The organism is Arenibacter nanhaiticus, assembly GCF_900141935.1.
GTDB lineage: Bacteria > Bacteroidota > Bacteroidia > Flavobacteriales > Flavobacteriaceae > Arenibacter > Arenibacter nanhaiticus.
This window is the reverse complement of the sequence record NZ_FQYX01000010.1, coordinates 67,929-83,625: the sequence shown is the minus strand read 5'-3', so window position 1 is coordinate 83,625 and position 15,697 is coordinate 67,929. Positions and strand designations below refer to the sequence as shown.

Here is a 15,697-nt window from a genome sequence, read left to right as displayed (position 1 = left end):
CATCTACTCTTTAAAACCCTGGGGCTTGCCGTTACTTTCTGTATCTAAAGCGGAGGCTCCCTTATTTTGAAACCTGGAAAAAAGCAACATTTTTTTCTTGGTATTGATAAAATACACCCCGGTAAGGAGAATTCCTGCTGCTATCATAGATTGTAAGGTAATTTGTTCTTCCAAAAAATACCATCCTAGCACCAGAGCTATGATAGGATTTACATAGGTAGAAGTCGCTACTTTTTCTGGAGAAACCGATTTTAATAAATAGTTAAAGGAGGTAAAAGCGACAATGCTTCCAAAGACAATTAACAGCAACATAGCCCCTTGTACCTTTGGGCTCCAGTCTCCTGGCATGGACCATTGCTCTCCAAATAACAGACTGCCGAGCAGTAATATTACACCACCCAAAAACATTTGGTAACCGGTATTCACAAAATAATTTGCCGGTAAATCTGCCTTTGCCACAAACAAGCTGCAATAGGCCCAACTAAGCATGCACAGAAAGATCATGATCATTCCCCAAACAGCGTTTTCCTGACTGACAATTTCCTTTTGGCCTACCAATAAATAGATTCCGATGATGCCAAGGACAACCCCTACGATGGACATAGGCTGTATTTTTTTATTCTGAAGAATACGCATTAAAAGCAGCACCACTAAGGGTTGGGCCGAAATTTGAAGGGCTGCAAAACCACTGTCCACAAACCTCAGTGCCCACACCACTACCCCGTTCCCAAAACTTAGAAACAAAAATCCGGCTAGGGTAGTATTGAGCAGTTGCCTTTTAGAAATCTTAGTACTGATTCCCATAATCTTACACAACACAAAGATTAAAGACCCCGCTGAAATAAAACGGATGGCCGCCAACATAAATGGTGGCAGTTCCGATACGGCGATTTTATTTAAGAGATAAGTAGATCCCCAGATTACATAAATAGAAAAAAAGGCAAGTACTATTAGTGTTGTATTCTTTGATTTTTCCATATAGCAGTCGCCACTTTTCATTGAGGTACAATACTATGAAATAAACCACAAATTCATTCTCTAATTTACTGTTACTTTACAAAAATTTGTTTCCGAAATTTGAAAAATAATTCCTAAGGATGTAAGGATAAATAGATTAAACCTCTTCTTTAACTCTCGCCTTTTAGCAGCAATTATATGTAAAAACAGCGCTTTACAAACACCTCCGACATGAGGAGATGAAATAAGGAAGTTATTTCCTTCGCTGTTTGCCAATAAAACTCTAGATTACATATACGATTAAAGAATCGTTATTCTCACTTTTTTCTTTTTCAGCCTACTATTATTTAAGGTAGCCACTAAAGTGTCGGCTATAGCCACAGGAACAGCTACAAACGTACAGTCGTGTTTTAGTTCTATCACCCCTAACTGATCTGCAGTAATATTTCCTTGTTTAAAAAATAATCCGGCAATATCTCCTTTAGAAATTTTGTCCTTTCTTCCACCAGAAATAAATAAGGTTTGCCAATATTGAGGTTTACGGACAACTTGTTTCGAAATATTTTCTTCGGGGATATTTACCGTAAAATCTGGTTCGGTTTCATTCCTTGCCTGTATAACATAGGCTGTACCCTTAGAATTCACCCTTGCTGTTCTACCGTTTCTATGGGTAAACTCCTCCTTTTTTAACGGAAGTTCGTAATGTGCGATAAATTTCATTTCGGGGATATCTATTCCTCTTGCTGCCAAGTCTGAGGCCACAATAAGCTGATTGGTCCCGTTTCTAAATTTAATTAACGAACGTTCTCTTTCCTGCTGCTCCATCCCGCCATGGAACGTTCCGTGTTCTATATTATTCCTTTCCAAAAAGACACTCACCTCATGAATGCTGTCTTTAAGGTTACAAAATATTATTCCTGGTTGATTGCCCAAATGATGTAGCAACTCTAATAAGGTGTTCAGCTTTTTTCCATTTGGAGCAATTACCTTTTTTAAACTTAGCTTAGAAGTGGCCTCGCCTAAATAATCGATGGTAATAGGCTTATCGAGCCTTACAAATCCGGGGATTTTCATTCCTAGAGTAGCCGAGGTAAGAATACGTCTATTGATCGCAGGTAAAAACTCCATGATGTATTTCATATCGTCTTCGAACCCTATTTCCAAGGATTTGTCAAATTCATCGAGCACCAAGGTTTTTATATGCTCTGTAGGGAAACGTTCCCTATCAAAATGATCGGCAATACGTCCTGGTGTTCCTATTAGGATTGCCGGAGAATGCTTGAGTTCCATTTTATCTTTCGCCATGGGTCTGCCACCATAAACGGCATTTACCTTGTAGCCAGAGCCCATGTTACGCACCACTTGTTCTATTTGAATCGCCAATTCCCTTGTAGGAACCAAAATCAAAGCCTGTACCTCAGATGATTCTGGGTTCAAACCTTTGATTAAAGGCAATAAAAACGCCAAGGTTTTACCAGTCCCTGTTGGGGAGAGAATAATGGTGTTGACCGATTTTTCAATTACAGAAAGAGCTTCCTCCTGCATAGGGTTTAACTGATGAATATTCAGTTTTTCAAGAATATCTTGTTGTTCTTTTATGTCGTTTGCCATAACTATATAGTGTTAGTGAAAGTTATTTTTCCCTGAACCAATGAATGCTACTGCTACTTGTTGAGCAATACGCCCGGGAAATAATTGTTTATGTAATACCGATGCTATTGGAAAACATCATTTGTCATTGATGTTGTTGGGTACACTTAGCTGTGGTTAGCACCATAATAAACATCAATTTTCTTAAAATCCCTACAGATTTACAATCAACAAAGGCAAGGTTAGTCTGGCTGTCTCTAGGTATCCGTTTTAATAAAACCCACGGAACCTCCTATTTGCCGAATTAAAACTAACCTTGCCTTTGTTGTATATGGGAGTAGCAGAAGCATTCTTGGCCCCAAAACCTCCTTGGAGTACTGCTGACCTACTATTCCAAAAATTAGTGAGACACTATCTATCTTGTAAAACAACAGCGCTAAGAAGCGCTACTTGTCCGTTTCGCCAGCATCCCAAAAAAATATTATGCCTCTTGAAGTTCTTTCTTCGATTTTCTATACAGGTAAGAAGTAAAAATATTCCTTTTTGCAAATCTCATTTGCTTGTCAGAATTGATCATTTTTACGAAAACACTTTTTGGAACACCAAAGTATTCATATGTGGACCCGTTTAAAAATGTAATTTCCAACAACAAACCTTTGTGCTGAAAATCGGCTATTCCAGATTCGCTAATAGTAGCATTATATTCCTCTAAATTTGCGGCCTTCGTTTCGGGCGCAATACTTACCAAGAAATGGTACCCATCAATTATTTGACGGCTTTTTAATTCTGCTTCTTCTCGCAATGCATCTCCTTCTTGAAATTTATCGGGGTGCCATTCCTTTACCAAATTTCTATAGGTGGTTTTTAACGCTTTAAGTTCAATGTCTTTTTCAACAGAAAACAATTTCTTGTATTCATTAATACGCTTCATAAAAGGCTTTTTCTAAATAAGCCGCGAAATTACATTATTTTCTTGTACTTAAGGCCTGTTTTAGAAAAGGGTTTTGATTTATTTTGTGATTTAACGAATACCTAACCTTTAGAAAATCAATTATTTACACCTTCAACACCTTTAATTCTAGGCAGAACACCCCTATCTTCAGGGATATGAGATTTAATTTTAAAATTGAGCCGGTTCAAAATTGCCCTTTTAAAATGGACGCCAAAATTAGCTAAGGAATGCTATATGAATCTAAGAAGCAAGCTTATTGGAATACTCTGAGAAGCTGGCGGGAGTTAATATATGGGCGCATCCGATGTATGGAAATGAAAAATCTAAAAGAATTGGCCAATATTTTTCAATGCTGGCATCTACCGCTACAATGGCGGTTAGACCAAGCCAGAATTCTGCTTGACGCCCAAATGGCCACCAAATGATATACAGTTCCCCTTGGCGTATAAAAACAAATAGCACTAGAAATAGAAAGCCTTTCGACCATCTATTTTTTGTGCTTATCTTTTTTATGCATATCAACCGGTTATATACCGATTTATGAAAGTGCTCCTTTAAAAATATTTACTTCTCAAAGCAGTTAAAAATTCTACTCTTGACGTTATATTTTCTTAACACGAACGGCATTCATTCCTTTCATTCCTCTTTCAAGTTCAAAAGAAACTTTATCATTTTCGGCGATCTCGTCAATTAGTCCACTCACGTGAACAAAGTACTTTTCATTGTTTTCAGAATCGATAATAAAACCAAAACCTTTAGAAGTATCGAAGAAAGAAACTTTACCATTTCTTACTGGATCGAATTCCTCAACATCACTATCATCTCTTTTAGGAATACCGATTTCTATGGATGCTGCGTCTATGACTACTTTTTTTGTTGGATCTGGCGGAGTATCGGTTAAATTTCCATCGTGATCTACGTATGCAAATTGAATTCCTGGACCACTCTCTTTAGACGCTTCTTTACGAGCAACCTTTTTCTTTTGCTTTTCCTCGCGTTTCTTTAATCGTTTTTTTTCCTTTTCAGTTTTGTTATAGGTCTGCTGCGATTTTGCCATTAGTTGTATTAATAGGGTTTTAAATTATTAGTTTAGAAGAATTAGAAGAAAATGAAAAACTAAATAGGTCTTTGAAAAATACAAAAGAATATTAATCTTTATTTGTAGCGACAATAACTTCTATTATTGCCTAATTACTATCTCTTTAAACAGCTACAAAGATAAGCCTTATAATTTTAGTAAGAGTATTTAAATTTCTCACCTTTTTTATTCCATACTTGATTTATACATTCGACCTCATTTAAAGGCTTTGATAAGCCGTTTCGATTAAAGCAAGTACTTCTTTTCAGAATACAAAAATATTACTATTATCTTATTTAAACAAATACTTTACTAATGTAACATCAAATCAATTTACTTTTTTCTAAATTTTCTTTAAAATCCCATGGCTATTTCCTTGAAACAAGCGCTTAGGTTTCGTGCGTATTTTTTACGCGTTAGGGACCGCGGCGGCATCCCCGCAGCGGAGCAAGGGATATAGACAAGGGCCCGACCGACGAAGGAGGGAACGCCCAAACCCTTATCTAGAGGATTATAAATAATAGTATATAGATTAAATATAATCCCCTGATCCGTATTATCCCCATTCGAACTAAAATTGCTTAGTAACAGATGCTACTTCTCTGTTTTTTGCGATTTATCGGTAACCATCACCGGAATTCCTTCTCCCACATAATACTTATTGCGCAACCAAAAGGATAGACGAACCAATAAAATTAAGGCCGGCACTTCTACCAATGGACCAATAACCCCTACAAAAGCCTGACCGGAATTTAACCCAAACACGGCGATGGCCACCGCAATGGCCAATTCAAAATTATTACCAGAAGCCGTAAAGGAAATTGCCGCATTCTTGTCATAGCTAGCGCCAAATGCCTTACTGACAAAGAAGGACACTAGAAACATCACCACAAAATAAATGAGTAATGGAATGGCTATTAATAGGACGTCCATAGGAATTTCCACTATCATTTCGCCCTTTAGCGAAAACATCAACACAATCGTACACAGCAGTGCTATGAGGGTCAAAGGACTTATGGCCGGTATAAACTTCTGGGCATACCATTGCGCCCCTTTTAGGCGCACTAAAACGCTTCTGCTTAAAATTCCCAAGAGAAAAGGTATTCCCAAATAAATGCCGACACTTTGTGCAATTGTAGCTATCGAGATATCTACCAATGCGCCCTGAAACCCAAAATACGGCGGTAAGACAGTGATAAAAAGCCAGGTGTAAAAGCTATAGGCAAACACCTGAAAAATACTATTCAAAGCCACTAGGCCTGCTCCGTAATCGCTACTCCCCTCTGCCAGATTGTTCCAAACCAACACCATAGCAATACACCTGGCCAATCCTATTAATATTAAGCCTACCATATATTCCGGATGGTCTTGCAAAAAAATGATGGCCAAAAAAAACATCAGCACCGGACCAATAATCCAATTGAGCAACAAGGAAATGGATAAAATCTTTACGTTTTTAAACACTTTGGGCAACAGGGCATAATTTACTTTTGCCAAAGGCGGATACATCATTACGATAAGGCCAATAGCGATGGGTATATTAGTGGTACCGCTGCTAAAGGAATTGAGAATTACCGGGAAGGAAGGAACAACATAGCCCAAACCAACCCCTAATACCATTGCTATAAAAATCCAGGCCGTTAGATAACTATCTAAAAAACTCAGTTTCTTTTTACTTTTTGACATACTTAATACTTAATTTGTGAAAAAACATACCTCATTTCAGCGGCTATTTGCCTACTTCTTTCTGCGTATTTTGCCGATTGCTCCGGACTATTATCGAATGCTTTTGGATCCTCATAGGTAATTGGAATCCGTTTTTCGGCCCCTCCGATATACGGACAGCCTTGATCTGCCTGTGTACAGGTCATTATGGCCGCAAAATTGGAGGTCGGATTAAAATTATCATCGAAAGTTTTGGAGAAAGCAATAATTGGGGCTTCGTTTTCACCAAATTTTATGGCGTAGACCGGATTGTTTTCCCCTCCTATTTTTTGTACGGAAAAACCGGTGGCTTCCAGGGTTTTTGCAACCATAGGGAACAAGGCTGTTTCCTCGGTTCCCCCAGAATAACAATACACCTTCTCTAGTTGAAAATAAAAGGCCATCACTTGCGCCCATATTTGCGACAAATGACTCCTTCTGGAATTATGGGTACAAATAAAATTAAGGTTGATAGGAGCCCTGGCATCTACCTTCGCCTGAATGTATTCGATTAAGGGGGCTAGGATATCTTTGCGTTCATCAGAAATATCGTCTTTTGCCAAGGATTCAATAAACGTTTGAATCCCGGCAAATACAGTAGCTTGGTGTTTTATCATCTATATCACTTGTGTTTAGCAACAACCACTGTTTGGGGCACAGCTTGTTGTAGCGGTTTGTGTTAAGGTTCCTAGTTTAATTTTTGTTTTTTTAGGCGGAACACCACAGGCATCCTTTGCCAAACAATCTGTGGCAGTGGTGGTCAACAAAAAATTCTCGTCATTAAAGTCCAATCCATATTTCCCAATAGTGGCCCCCTGATATTCTACTTCGATATCCAAATCTTCCAAACCCAATACCTTTTCGGACAACTCAATGATCCCTAGCAATTTTTCGGGATGCAACCTATGGTCATAATCGTCGGCGGCCCAAAGTTGAAAATTGGCCACTTCTTCCTTTCTTACCGTTCCGCCGCAATCTATAAAGTGCTTACTGATCCTTCCTACTTCGGTAACATGAAAATGATTGGGCACCAAGGATCCGTCGGGGAGTTCAAAAGCAATGCTTTTCCTTTCCTTTAAAAGTTCTTTTATTTCTGAAAGTTTCATATGTAGATATTTATTGTTTTTTAGCGGTCATACTTCGGCTGCGCCCAGCACAAGCATGTAATTCTTATATTTTTATTTTCTTCAATCCCAGTGACGGTTTCCTTTTAACAACACTTTCCTTTAGGCTGTTCTTTTTGATCTAAAAACTTCCCAAAAATAGCTGCTAATTCATCCCACTTTTCCTGGTCGATACAATAACAAATACTGGTCCCTTCTATGGTTCCTTTTATTAGCCCCAGGTTTTTTAGTTCTTTTAGGTGCTGGGAAATCGTTGGTTGTGCCAACCCTATTTCGGTTACTAAATCGCCACATATACAAGATTCTGTTTTAAACAAATACTGTATAATGGCGATTCTCGCCGGATTCCCTAAAACTTTGGCAATCCCTGCCAGCGCATTTTGCTCTGCTGTAAACATTTCCGATTTTGTAATTCCCATATCCTTACATCTATATATTGCAATATTACGATTAATATAAAAACCAGGCCATCAATTTTTATTTTTTAACACAGTGCCTCCTTGGTTTTATCAAGTTCGCTTAGGAAAATCGGACCTGTAGCAGCTTGAAAACTTTTACGGAATACAATTTTCTGACACTCCTAGGCAACACTCCCTAAAAATGTTGTTACAAAAGAAAACCAGCTACTGCCATATTAATATTTACTGTATCAGCAGACACGGCTCCCGTAAGAAATATCCTCCATATTTTATTTTTAAAAACCCTTCCCTACGGTTGATGATTCATGAAAATCGATCCCCTATAAATACAATTCAAACCCACTATATTTTTCCTAAAGCACTAATAATCTTGAAGTTCAAGAAATCAATTCTTATTGACTTTCTTACGAAATGAATTAAAAAATCATTAACTTTTGTACTTATTAACAAAAATAACTACCATATGAAAAAGCATTTATTTTTTGTTTTGTTCTTTTTATTGGGGGTTGTTGGCCTTGCCAGCGCCCAAATTACAGGAACAGTTTTAGATGAAGACGGGACACCTTTGCCTGGAGCATCCATTGTTAAAAAAGGCACCTCAATAGGTACCACTACGGATTTTGATGGTAATTTTTCCATTGATGTCTCTTTGGGCGATATCTTGGTTGTGTCATATATTGGATATGCCACACAGGAGGTCACCGTAAACAGCACCAAAATGAACATCCGTTTAAGCGCGGGGGTAGCATTGACCGAAGTAGTTATCATAGGATCTCGTAATCCCAATAGAACGGCGACAGAGAGTACGGTTCCTGTAGACGTGATAGACATGAAGGAACTGAACAATGTAGCGCCACAGGTAAACCTTAATCAGATCCTAAACTACGTAGCCCCCTCTTTCACCTCTAACACTCAGACCATTTCTGACGGGACCGACCATATAGATCCGGCATCCTTACGAGGCTTGGGTCCAGATCAGGTTTTGGTACTTATCAACGGCAAAAGGAGACATACGTCTTCCCTTATCAATGTAAACGGCACCTTTGGCCGCGGTAGTGTAGGGACCGATTTAAATGCCATTCCTGCAGCTGCCATTCAGCGTATAGAAGTATTAAGAGATGGCGCCGCTGCCCAATACGGCTCCGATGCCATCGCCGGTGTTATCAACATAATCCTTAATAAAAGCGTCAATGAACTGACCACTACCGTTACCACAGGGGCACACTTTACTAAAAATGCCAATGATCAAACTGGAGGTATAGACGGGGAATCTACCAATGTAGCCGCCAGTTATGGTATTCCGGTGGGCGATAATGGCGGATTCATAAACTTTTCCGGAGATTTTGATGTTCGGAAAGAGTACAGCAGAATGAAGGAATGGGAAGATGATATATTTAATCTCTACAATACGGTAGAACGGGTAGCTTCCGCAGATGGGTATGACGTTTTTAAATTGTTGGATGATGATGTGAACGACGTGATACAATATGCCGATCAGGCCGGTATTGACCGTAACGGCGCCACCACAAAAGAAGATCTTAGAACTGTCCTAAGTGCAGATGCCACCGCTGCAGAACTTGCGGCAAGAGGCCTGGAGAGAAGCGATTTCAATATGCGGGTGGGACAATCCTCTCTTAGGGGAGGCCGATTTTTTGCCAACCTCTCTATACCACTGGACGATAAAGGGACAGAAATGTATTCTTTTGCAGGAATAAGTTCTAGAACTGGAAACTCGGCCGGATTTTACAGATTGCCCAATCAGAGCAGAACCTTTACCCCTGCATATCCCAATGGATTCTTGCCAGAAATAAACTCCCATATCAAAGACCAGTCCTTGTCCTTGGGAATTAAAGGAATGATCGGGGATTGGAACGTAGATCTGAGCAATACTTACGGAAAAAACTCCTTTTTGTATACCATAGGAAATACCTTTAATGCCTCCATGCAAAATGCCTCTCCTACCTTATTTGATGCGGGTGGTTTTTCTTTTTCCCAGAATACTTCCAATTTGGATATCAACCAGTTTTTTGACGAGCTCATGTCCGGAGTAAACATCGCCTTTGGTGCCGAATACAGGGTAGAGAATTACGATATAATAGCCGGGGAAGAGCCTTCTTATTCACAATATACTGCCGATGGTCAGCGCATAACGCTTGCCTCCCAACAACCTTCCAAAGATTTCTTTGGGAACTCTAGACCTGGAGGGTCACAGGTTTTTCCTGGCTTTGCCCCTGCCAACGAATTGTCTAGAGGCCGTAGTAGTGTCGCCGGATATTTTGATGTAGAGGCCGATTTTTCGGAAGCCTTTTTGGCTAGTTTTGCCACCCGTTACGAGAATTATAGCGATTTTGGCTCTACCTTAAACTTTAAAGTATCGGGGAGATATAAGGCCAACGACAACCTGAATATCCGTGGTGCCCTTAACACAGGGTTTAGAGCCCCTTCCCTGCACCAAATTAACTTTAATTCCACCTCCACTATTTTTGACAACGAAGGCAATCCTCAGGAAGTAGGTACCTTTGCCAATAATAGTAGAGCTGCCAAACTTTTGGGAATTCCACAGTTAAGAGAGGAAACTTCCCAAAGTATTAGTTTAGGGCTAACCGCAAAGATCCCCGATGCCAACCTAACGATAACAGTAGACGGCTATTTTGTAGCAATTGATGATAGAGTGGTATATACCGGGCAATTTGCCCCTACCCCAGATGCGGGCACTGGTAGCGGAGGCGTTCCGGCAGTATATTCCGGTGCACAATTAGAATTGTTCAATCTCTTGCGCCAGGCCAATGCTACGGCTGCCTCATTCTTTGCCAATGCCATCGATACAGAGTCTAAGGGTATCGACCTCGTGCTTACCCATGATTACTTTTTTGGCGATCAATGGAGGTTGAAATCCGATTTAGCAGGGACCTTTTCGAAAACCAAGCAAGTAGGCAGTATCAATGCCTCTAAAATTTTGAGCGATGCAGGTTTAGTAGGCACCTACTTTCCTGAAGATAGCAGGGTGTATTTGGAAGAAGCAGTTCCAAGAACCAAAATCAACCTTTCCAACAGCCTTACCTCGGATAAATTTATTTTCTTTTTGAGAAATGTATACTTTGGAGAAGTAACGGAGGCTACAACCACTGTAGCCAACCAACAAGTATTTGGCACCAAAGTGGTGACCGATCTTTCCGTGGGCTATAAAGCCTCGGACGCCCTAACCCTTACTCTTGGAGCCAACAACCTGTTCGACATCTATCCAGATCGGGCAGAAGATCAATTCGGAAACAGAAGTGGTGGCCGATTCGATTGGTCGCGTAGAGCACAACAATTTGGAATTGGAGGAAGATATCTTTTTGCCCGTGTGAATTTTACCCTTAAATAATTGTGTATTACCATTCCATAAAAACCAAAAGAGGCCACACTATTGTGGCCTCTTCTTGTAATATGTCGTCGTTGACTTTAACGAATCTTCAACCTATGCTTCAATACTTACCAGTTGCAAGTCGAAAATAAGGTCTTGTCCGGCCAATGGGTGGTTGGCATCAATAACAATATGCTCCTCATGCACCTCGGCAATACGCAATTCATTTTCTCTTCCGTCTGGGCTTTTTGCCATCAATCCCATTCCAACTTCTGGCTTAATATCTCCGGGTAGGTCCGACTTTTTCACCTCGTGGAACATTTCTTTTTGAACATCCCCATAAGCCTCTTCCTTAGGTATAGTGATGGTTTTCTTTTCGTCGGCTTCCATACCTAAAAGTCCTTTTTCAAAACCTGGGATAAGAGCACCTTGTCCTAAGGTAACCTTAATAGGGTCTCTTTCCAAAGAGCTGTCAAATATTTGACCATTGGTTAATTTTCCTGTGTAATGTACTTGTACCGTATCGTTTTCTTTAACTTTACTCATAAATCCAATATCTGTGATTTGCAATTTTATAAAACAGTACAAACTTATGGCTTCTAAAACGCCTTAAGCCATAGGATTAAAAAAATATTCAAGAATTAACAAATCTTTAATTTTTTAATAAAAACAATAACATAAATCCACTAATAATACAATTCCGTAAAAAAAGAGTCATTGGACATTATGGCTGATTTAGCTTAATTTTCATTTTAACTACTGCCTTCGTTCTAAGGTTTTATGTTCTGATTGACACTAAATAGGTTTTTAGAATCGTATTTTCTTTTAATTTCTACCAGTCGATCGTAGTTGTGTTTATAACTTGCTTTAACGCGTTCGCTACCTTCGTTCATCATAAAATTTGAATAGGCCCCTCCGGCAGAATAAGGGTGAATTGCATTAAAATAATCCTTGCACCAGTTGGTGATTTTTGCGGCATTTTTAGGCTCGGGATCTACCCCAACCATTACCCCTGCATATTTTGCATCTCTGTAGGCCCATGCAGTGGCCTTGGGACCAACTCTAGCAGCAGCCCCACTAATAGGGTACAAATGCATCTGAGAAAGGGGGGTTGGAATTTCGGCGCCATATTTTTTATGCCCCGCCCTGATCTCTGGTCCTAATTGATTAAAAAAATCGGCTCGCCAATACCATTGAAGTCCAGCTGGAAAGTAAGCGTCGAATAAGGTTTGAATAGCGGGATAGGGCATTTCACCAACATGTTGAAATACCGGTTCTTTAGACAAAACCGGCTTAAAGAGTTCGTCAAACCTGGTAGGATCTCCAGTAAAACACCATACAATACCGCAAAAATGTTTGTTGTGAAGTTCTTCGGGAAAAGGAGCTCCTGGGATCACTAAAGTAGCAATAAACCCATTTAAATCGTCCGGAGCATTATGGATAAAACCATCGAACCACTCCATTATTTCTTCGGTTTGTTCTATAGGCCATAAGGTAGGCCCGCCAATAACTGTTTTTAAGGGGTGGGCCTGAAATTTAAAGGAAGTAACGATGCCAAAATTTCCGCCGCCCCCACGGATCGCCCAAAATAAATCTTTATGATGGTCCTTGTTTACGGTTACAAAGCTACCATCGGCCAAAACCATATCGGCCTCTAACAAGTTGTCTATAGTAAGGCCAAATTTCCTGGAAAGATACCCTACTCCCCCACCCAAGGTCAATCCGCCAACACCGGTACTAGAGATAATTCCGGCAGGAATTGCCAGTCCAAAGCCATGGGTGGCATGATCTACCTCTCCCCAGACATTTCCACCACCAACCCTTACAGTATTGTCGGCCGTATTTACTCTGATAAATTTAATTCCAGTCAGGTCTATCACCATGCCATCATCGCACAATCCCAAACCTCCTCCGTTATGCCCGCCCCCTCTTACTGCAATGAGCAAATTATTTTCCCTTCCAAAGTTTACGGCACACATCACATCGGCCACATCCACACACTTCACAATCATTCCCGGATGTTTGTCTATCATACCATTATACACCTTCCTACTTGTATTGTAGTTGGCATCGGTGGGCATTACCACTTCTCCTCTTATATCTTTTTTAAAGGAAGCGATATTGCTCGCATCCAGGTCTATTACCATTTCCATGATGTTCAATTTTTTTAAATTAGATATCGTTTTACTAGGCATAAAAACCGGCTATCGGTTTTGCCCTCATTCTTTTACAACCATAGGAAAGGCATCCAATGGTTTTTCAAAGGCAATGAATAGAACACATGGATCTTTCGGACCACATTTTGCTTTATGTGGTTTTTCAGAAGGGCCATAGGCATAAGAGCCCGTTTTCATAATTTGTTCCTTTTCGCCCTCATAGGTCACGTGTAGTTCTCCGGAAACAAGTATCATGCGTTCGGCGGAAGTGTGCCAATGGGGCGGTATCTCATAATTGGCAGGCACTTTAAAAAAGACATCTACATTCGCCTTTGCCGGGTCTCCGTGCAAGACTGCTATGGTACAGCCTTCTGGCATAAAAGGCGGACATGGCCCCCACACCAATTCTTTATCTTCATGGGTCTTTATCAAGGACATTTCAGATGCCTCTTCATTGTTTTGCCCCCATAACACATGGGTTGCCAAAAACACTAGTACCAGAGCGGCAACTCTTAGCTTTGGATATGTTAAAAAATACGTCATGATTAAAATTTTTAAAATTAAATAGCTGTGCTTTCTCAAAAATAATCGGTCAATTACTCACCTTCCGGATCAGATCAAAAATTGTATGATTTTGTCATGGTATCCGAACATAGCCCTATCGCTATTGCTAAGTAGCAGTATAATTTGGGCGTTCCCTCCTTCGTCGGTCGGGCACTTGGCTATATCCCTTGCGTTGCTGCGGGGATGCCGCCGCGGTCCCTAACGCGAAAAAAATAAAAACTACAAATGTTCCTTTCCTCCCTTTATTTTCCATGAAGAACCCCCTCACAGATTTCCTTTACAGAAGAAACCAACGCATCGCCCCCCATATAAGCGGAGGATAAAATGCCGTGTCAAAAATTGGTAAAAGCGCGGTTATTTAGTTTAAAACTAGGGGAATTGTTAGGCCAAAAAACAATGTATCAAAAGGGATTATGAAATACATTACTTAAAAGTACATCAAAAAATATGGGGAGACCGCTACATTTTATCCAAATTATTACAAATTTGAATCATATGCCTTTTATAAACAATTATGTTTGTACAGCATAGTACCGAAGGAATTGTGAAGGTAGAATTCCAAAAGAATCCAAAAAACATTTTGAAAAATAAGCTGGACTATTAAATCCGGTTTCAAAAGCTATTTCCGAAATATTGCCCGATCTGTTTTTTAATAAACCGAGAGATTTCAACAATCGATATTTTTTTAGAAAAACATTAGGAGAGTCATCTGTCAACTGCACCAACTTCCTATAGAATTGGGTTTTACTAAACCCCAATTGGGTATTAAAATCTGTAGTTCTTACATTTGTATTCTGCCATATCTTTTCTGTATAATCCATTAACGAATTAAGGAATTTTTCGTCCGATGGCTGTAGGGTTTGCACGCTTTCCTGAGCTATATACCCATTTATATTTTCACTCTCGTATAAATTTCTCACCTCCGCAGTAATAGCTATAGTTCCCTTGGCGATTTCGCATATGCGCTCTGCTAACCTAATGCTGTCGCCAAAAAACTCACCCTTATCGGCCACGGGCACCCCACTCGTCAACCCTATTTTCAATTGAAAATGTGGCGCCTCTATATTTTCTGTTATTTTTTTAAAGACCGTTTGTAGTTCCAAGGAACATAAGACTGCTTTAGAAACTGAACAAAAAGACACCAAAAAACCTTCCTGTTGCTGTTTTACTATCCTGCCCTGATACGATTCGATAATAGATCTACCGGCCTCATTAATTTTTTTCTGGGACTGTAAAATACCATCTGACAAAATATTTGGAAAGGAGACCGTTTTAAACCCAGTCACCATAACGATCCTAAAAGCAGGGTCGTTTATAATATTCAATTCCTTGTTGATGGCTTTTAACGGATCTTCTATACGCCCTAAAAACGATTCTACTATGGTTTCTTCTACTTCAATAATTCGATATGGAACATCGCCGTGAGCCTCAATATGCATTTTTTCCAAGGCTTCTTTGTTGGGTGCTTCAACCAAACAAAATGCGGTTTTCCGTTTCTCATCAAACCAATAAGTAAGCCCTCGGCAACCATATTTATGCTCAACCTTTAGATCTTCCTGATGCAACCGAGCAACATGTTCGGCAGTTACCGTATCCGAAACATCGTGACGATCCATAAAAATAGGCATAGTGTTCAATTTTAATACAAGATAATGATTTATAGCAAGTTGCACACTACTAAACGAAAAATCACAGCAAATAAAACGATCTGTTTTTTACCTCCGTTCATGTACAAAATAAAAGTAGTTTTGCTACCAGACTACTATCCACTCAAAATAAAAAAAAATAAAAAATATACCCTTCACTT

Annotated in this window: 13 protein-coding genes; 1 reads left to right on the top strand and 12 read right to left on the bottom strand. The window is 39.7% G+C overall.

Annotation, left to right across the window (positions count from 1 at the left end):
- Positions 1-3: 3 nt before the first annotated feature.
- The 8 genes from BUA16_RS08260 to BUA16_RS08220 form a co-directional block, all read right to left on the bottom strand.
- A complete protein-coding gene (locus BUA16_RS08260) occupies positions 4-978 on the bottom strand; it encodes an EamA family transporter (protein WP_072764313.1) in 975 nt (324 codons plus the stop codon).
- Between the two features lie 279 nt (positions 979-1,257).
- Positions 1,258-2,568, bottom strand: a complete 1,311-nt coding sequence (locus BUA16_RS08255) for a DEAD/DEAH box helicase (protein ID WP_072764282.1) — start codon at positions 2,566-2,568, stop codon at positions 1,258-1,260.
- Between the two features lie 460 nt (positions 2,569-3,028).
- Entirely contained in the window at positions 3,029-3,478 is a 450-nt protein-coding gene (locus BUA16_RS08250; RefSeq protein WP_072764281.1) for a KTSC domain-containing protein, read from the bottom strand.
- Positions 3,479-4,100: 622 nt separating this feature from the next.
- On the bottom strand, positions 4,101-4,556 hold the full coding sequence (locus BUA16_RS08240) for a cold-shock protein (protein ID WP_072764279.1): 456 nt from the start codon (positions 4,554-4,556) through the stop codon (positions 4,101-4,103).
- Between the two features lie 615 nt (positions 4,557-5,171).
- Positions 5,172-6,263, bottom strand: a complete 1,092-nt coding sequence (gene arsB, locus BUA16_RS08235) for an ACR3 family arsenite efflux transporter (RefSeq protein WP_072764278.1) — start codon at positions 6,261-6,263, stop codon at positions 5,172-5,174.
- A gap of 2 nt (positions 6,264-6,265) precedes the next feature.
- Positions 6,266-6,898, bottom strand: coding sequence for an arsenate-mycothiol transferase ArsC (locus tag BUA16_RS08230; RefSeq protein WP_072764277.1), 633 nt, complete (start codon positions 6,896-6,898; stop codon positions 6,266-6,268).
- A gap of 15 nt (positions 6,899-6,913) precedes the next feature.
- A complete protein-coding gene (locus BUA16_RS08225) occupies positions 6,914-7,387 on the bottom strand; it encodes a DUF6428 family protein (RefSeq protein WP_072764276.1) in 474 nt (157 codons plus the stop codon).
- Positions 7,388-7,491: 104 nt separating this feature from the next.
- Positions 7,492-7,824, bottom strand: a complete 333-nt coding sequence (locus BUA16_RS08220; RefSeq protein WP_072764275.1) for an ArsR/SmtB family transcription factor — start codon at positions 7,822-7,824, stop codon at positions 7,492-7,494.
- Between the two features lie 463 nt (positions 7,825-8,287).
- Here BUA16_RS08220 and BUA16_RS08215 point away from each other — a divergent pair, with 463 nt between their 5' ends.
- Positions 8,288-11,191, top strand: a complete 2,904-nt coding sequence (locus BUA16_RS08215; RefSeq protein ID WP_072764274.1) for a TonB-dependent receptor — start codon at positions 8,288-8,290, stop codon at positions 11,189-11,191.
- A gap of 93 nt (positions 11,192-11,284) precedes the next feature.
- Here the strand turns inward: BUA16_RS08215 and BUA16_RS08210 are convergent, their stop codons facing one another.
- The 4 genes from BUA16_RS08210 to BUA16_RS08195 all read right to left on the bottom strand — a co-directional run bounded on the left by BUA16_RS08210 (position 11,285) and on the right by BUA16_RS08195 (position 15,518).
- Complete coding sequence (locus BUA16_RS08210; RefSeq protein WP_072764273.1) at positions 11,285-11,716, bottom strand: FKBP-type peptidyl-prolyl cis-trans isomerase; 432 nt, start codon at positions 11,714-11,716, stop codon at positions 11,285-11,287.
- A 224-nt stretch (positions 11,717-11,940) separates the two neighbouring features.
- Positions 11,941-13,323 (bottom strand): FAD-binding oxidoreductase, encoded by a 1,383-nt coding sequence (locus BUA16_RS08205; RefSeq protein ID WP_072764272.1) that lies wholly within the window; start codon positions 13,321-13,323, stop codon positions 11,941-11,943.
- 66 nt (positions 13,324-13,389) lie between these two features.
- The gene (locus BUA16_RS08200) at positions 13,390-13,869 is read right to left on the bottom strand and encodes a cupin domain-containing protein (RefSeq protein WP_072764271.1); all 480 of its coding nucleotides are present in this window, start codon (positions 13,867-13,869) and stop codon (positions 13,390-13,392) included.
- A 533-nt stretch (positions 13,870-14,402) separates the two neighbouring features.
- Entirely contained in the window at positions 14,403-15,518 is a 1,116-nt protein-coding gene (locus BUA16_RS08195) for a nickel-binding protein (protein ID WP_072764270.1), read from the bottom strand.
- Between the last annotated feature and the right edge of the window lie 179 nt (positions 15,519-15,697).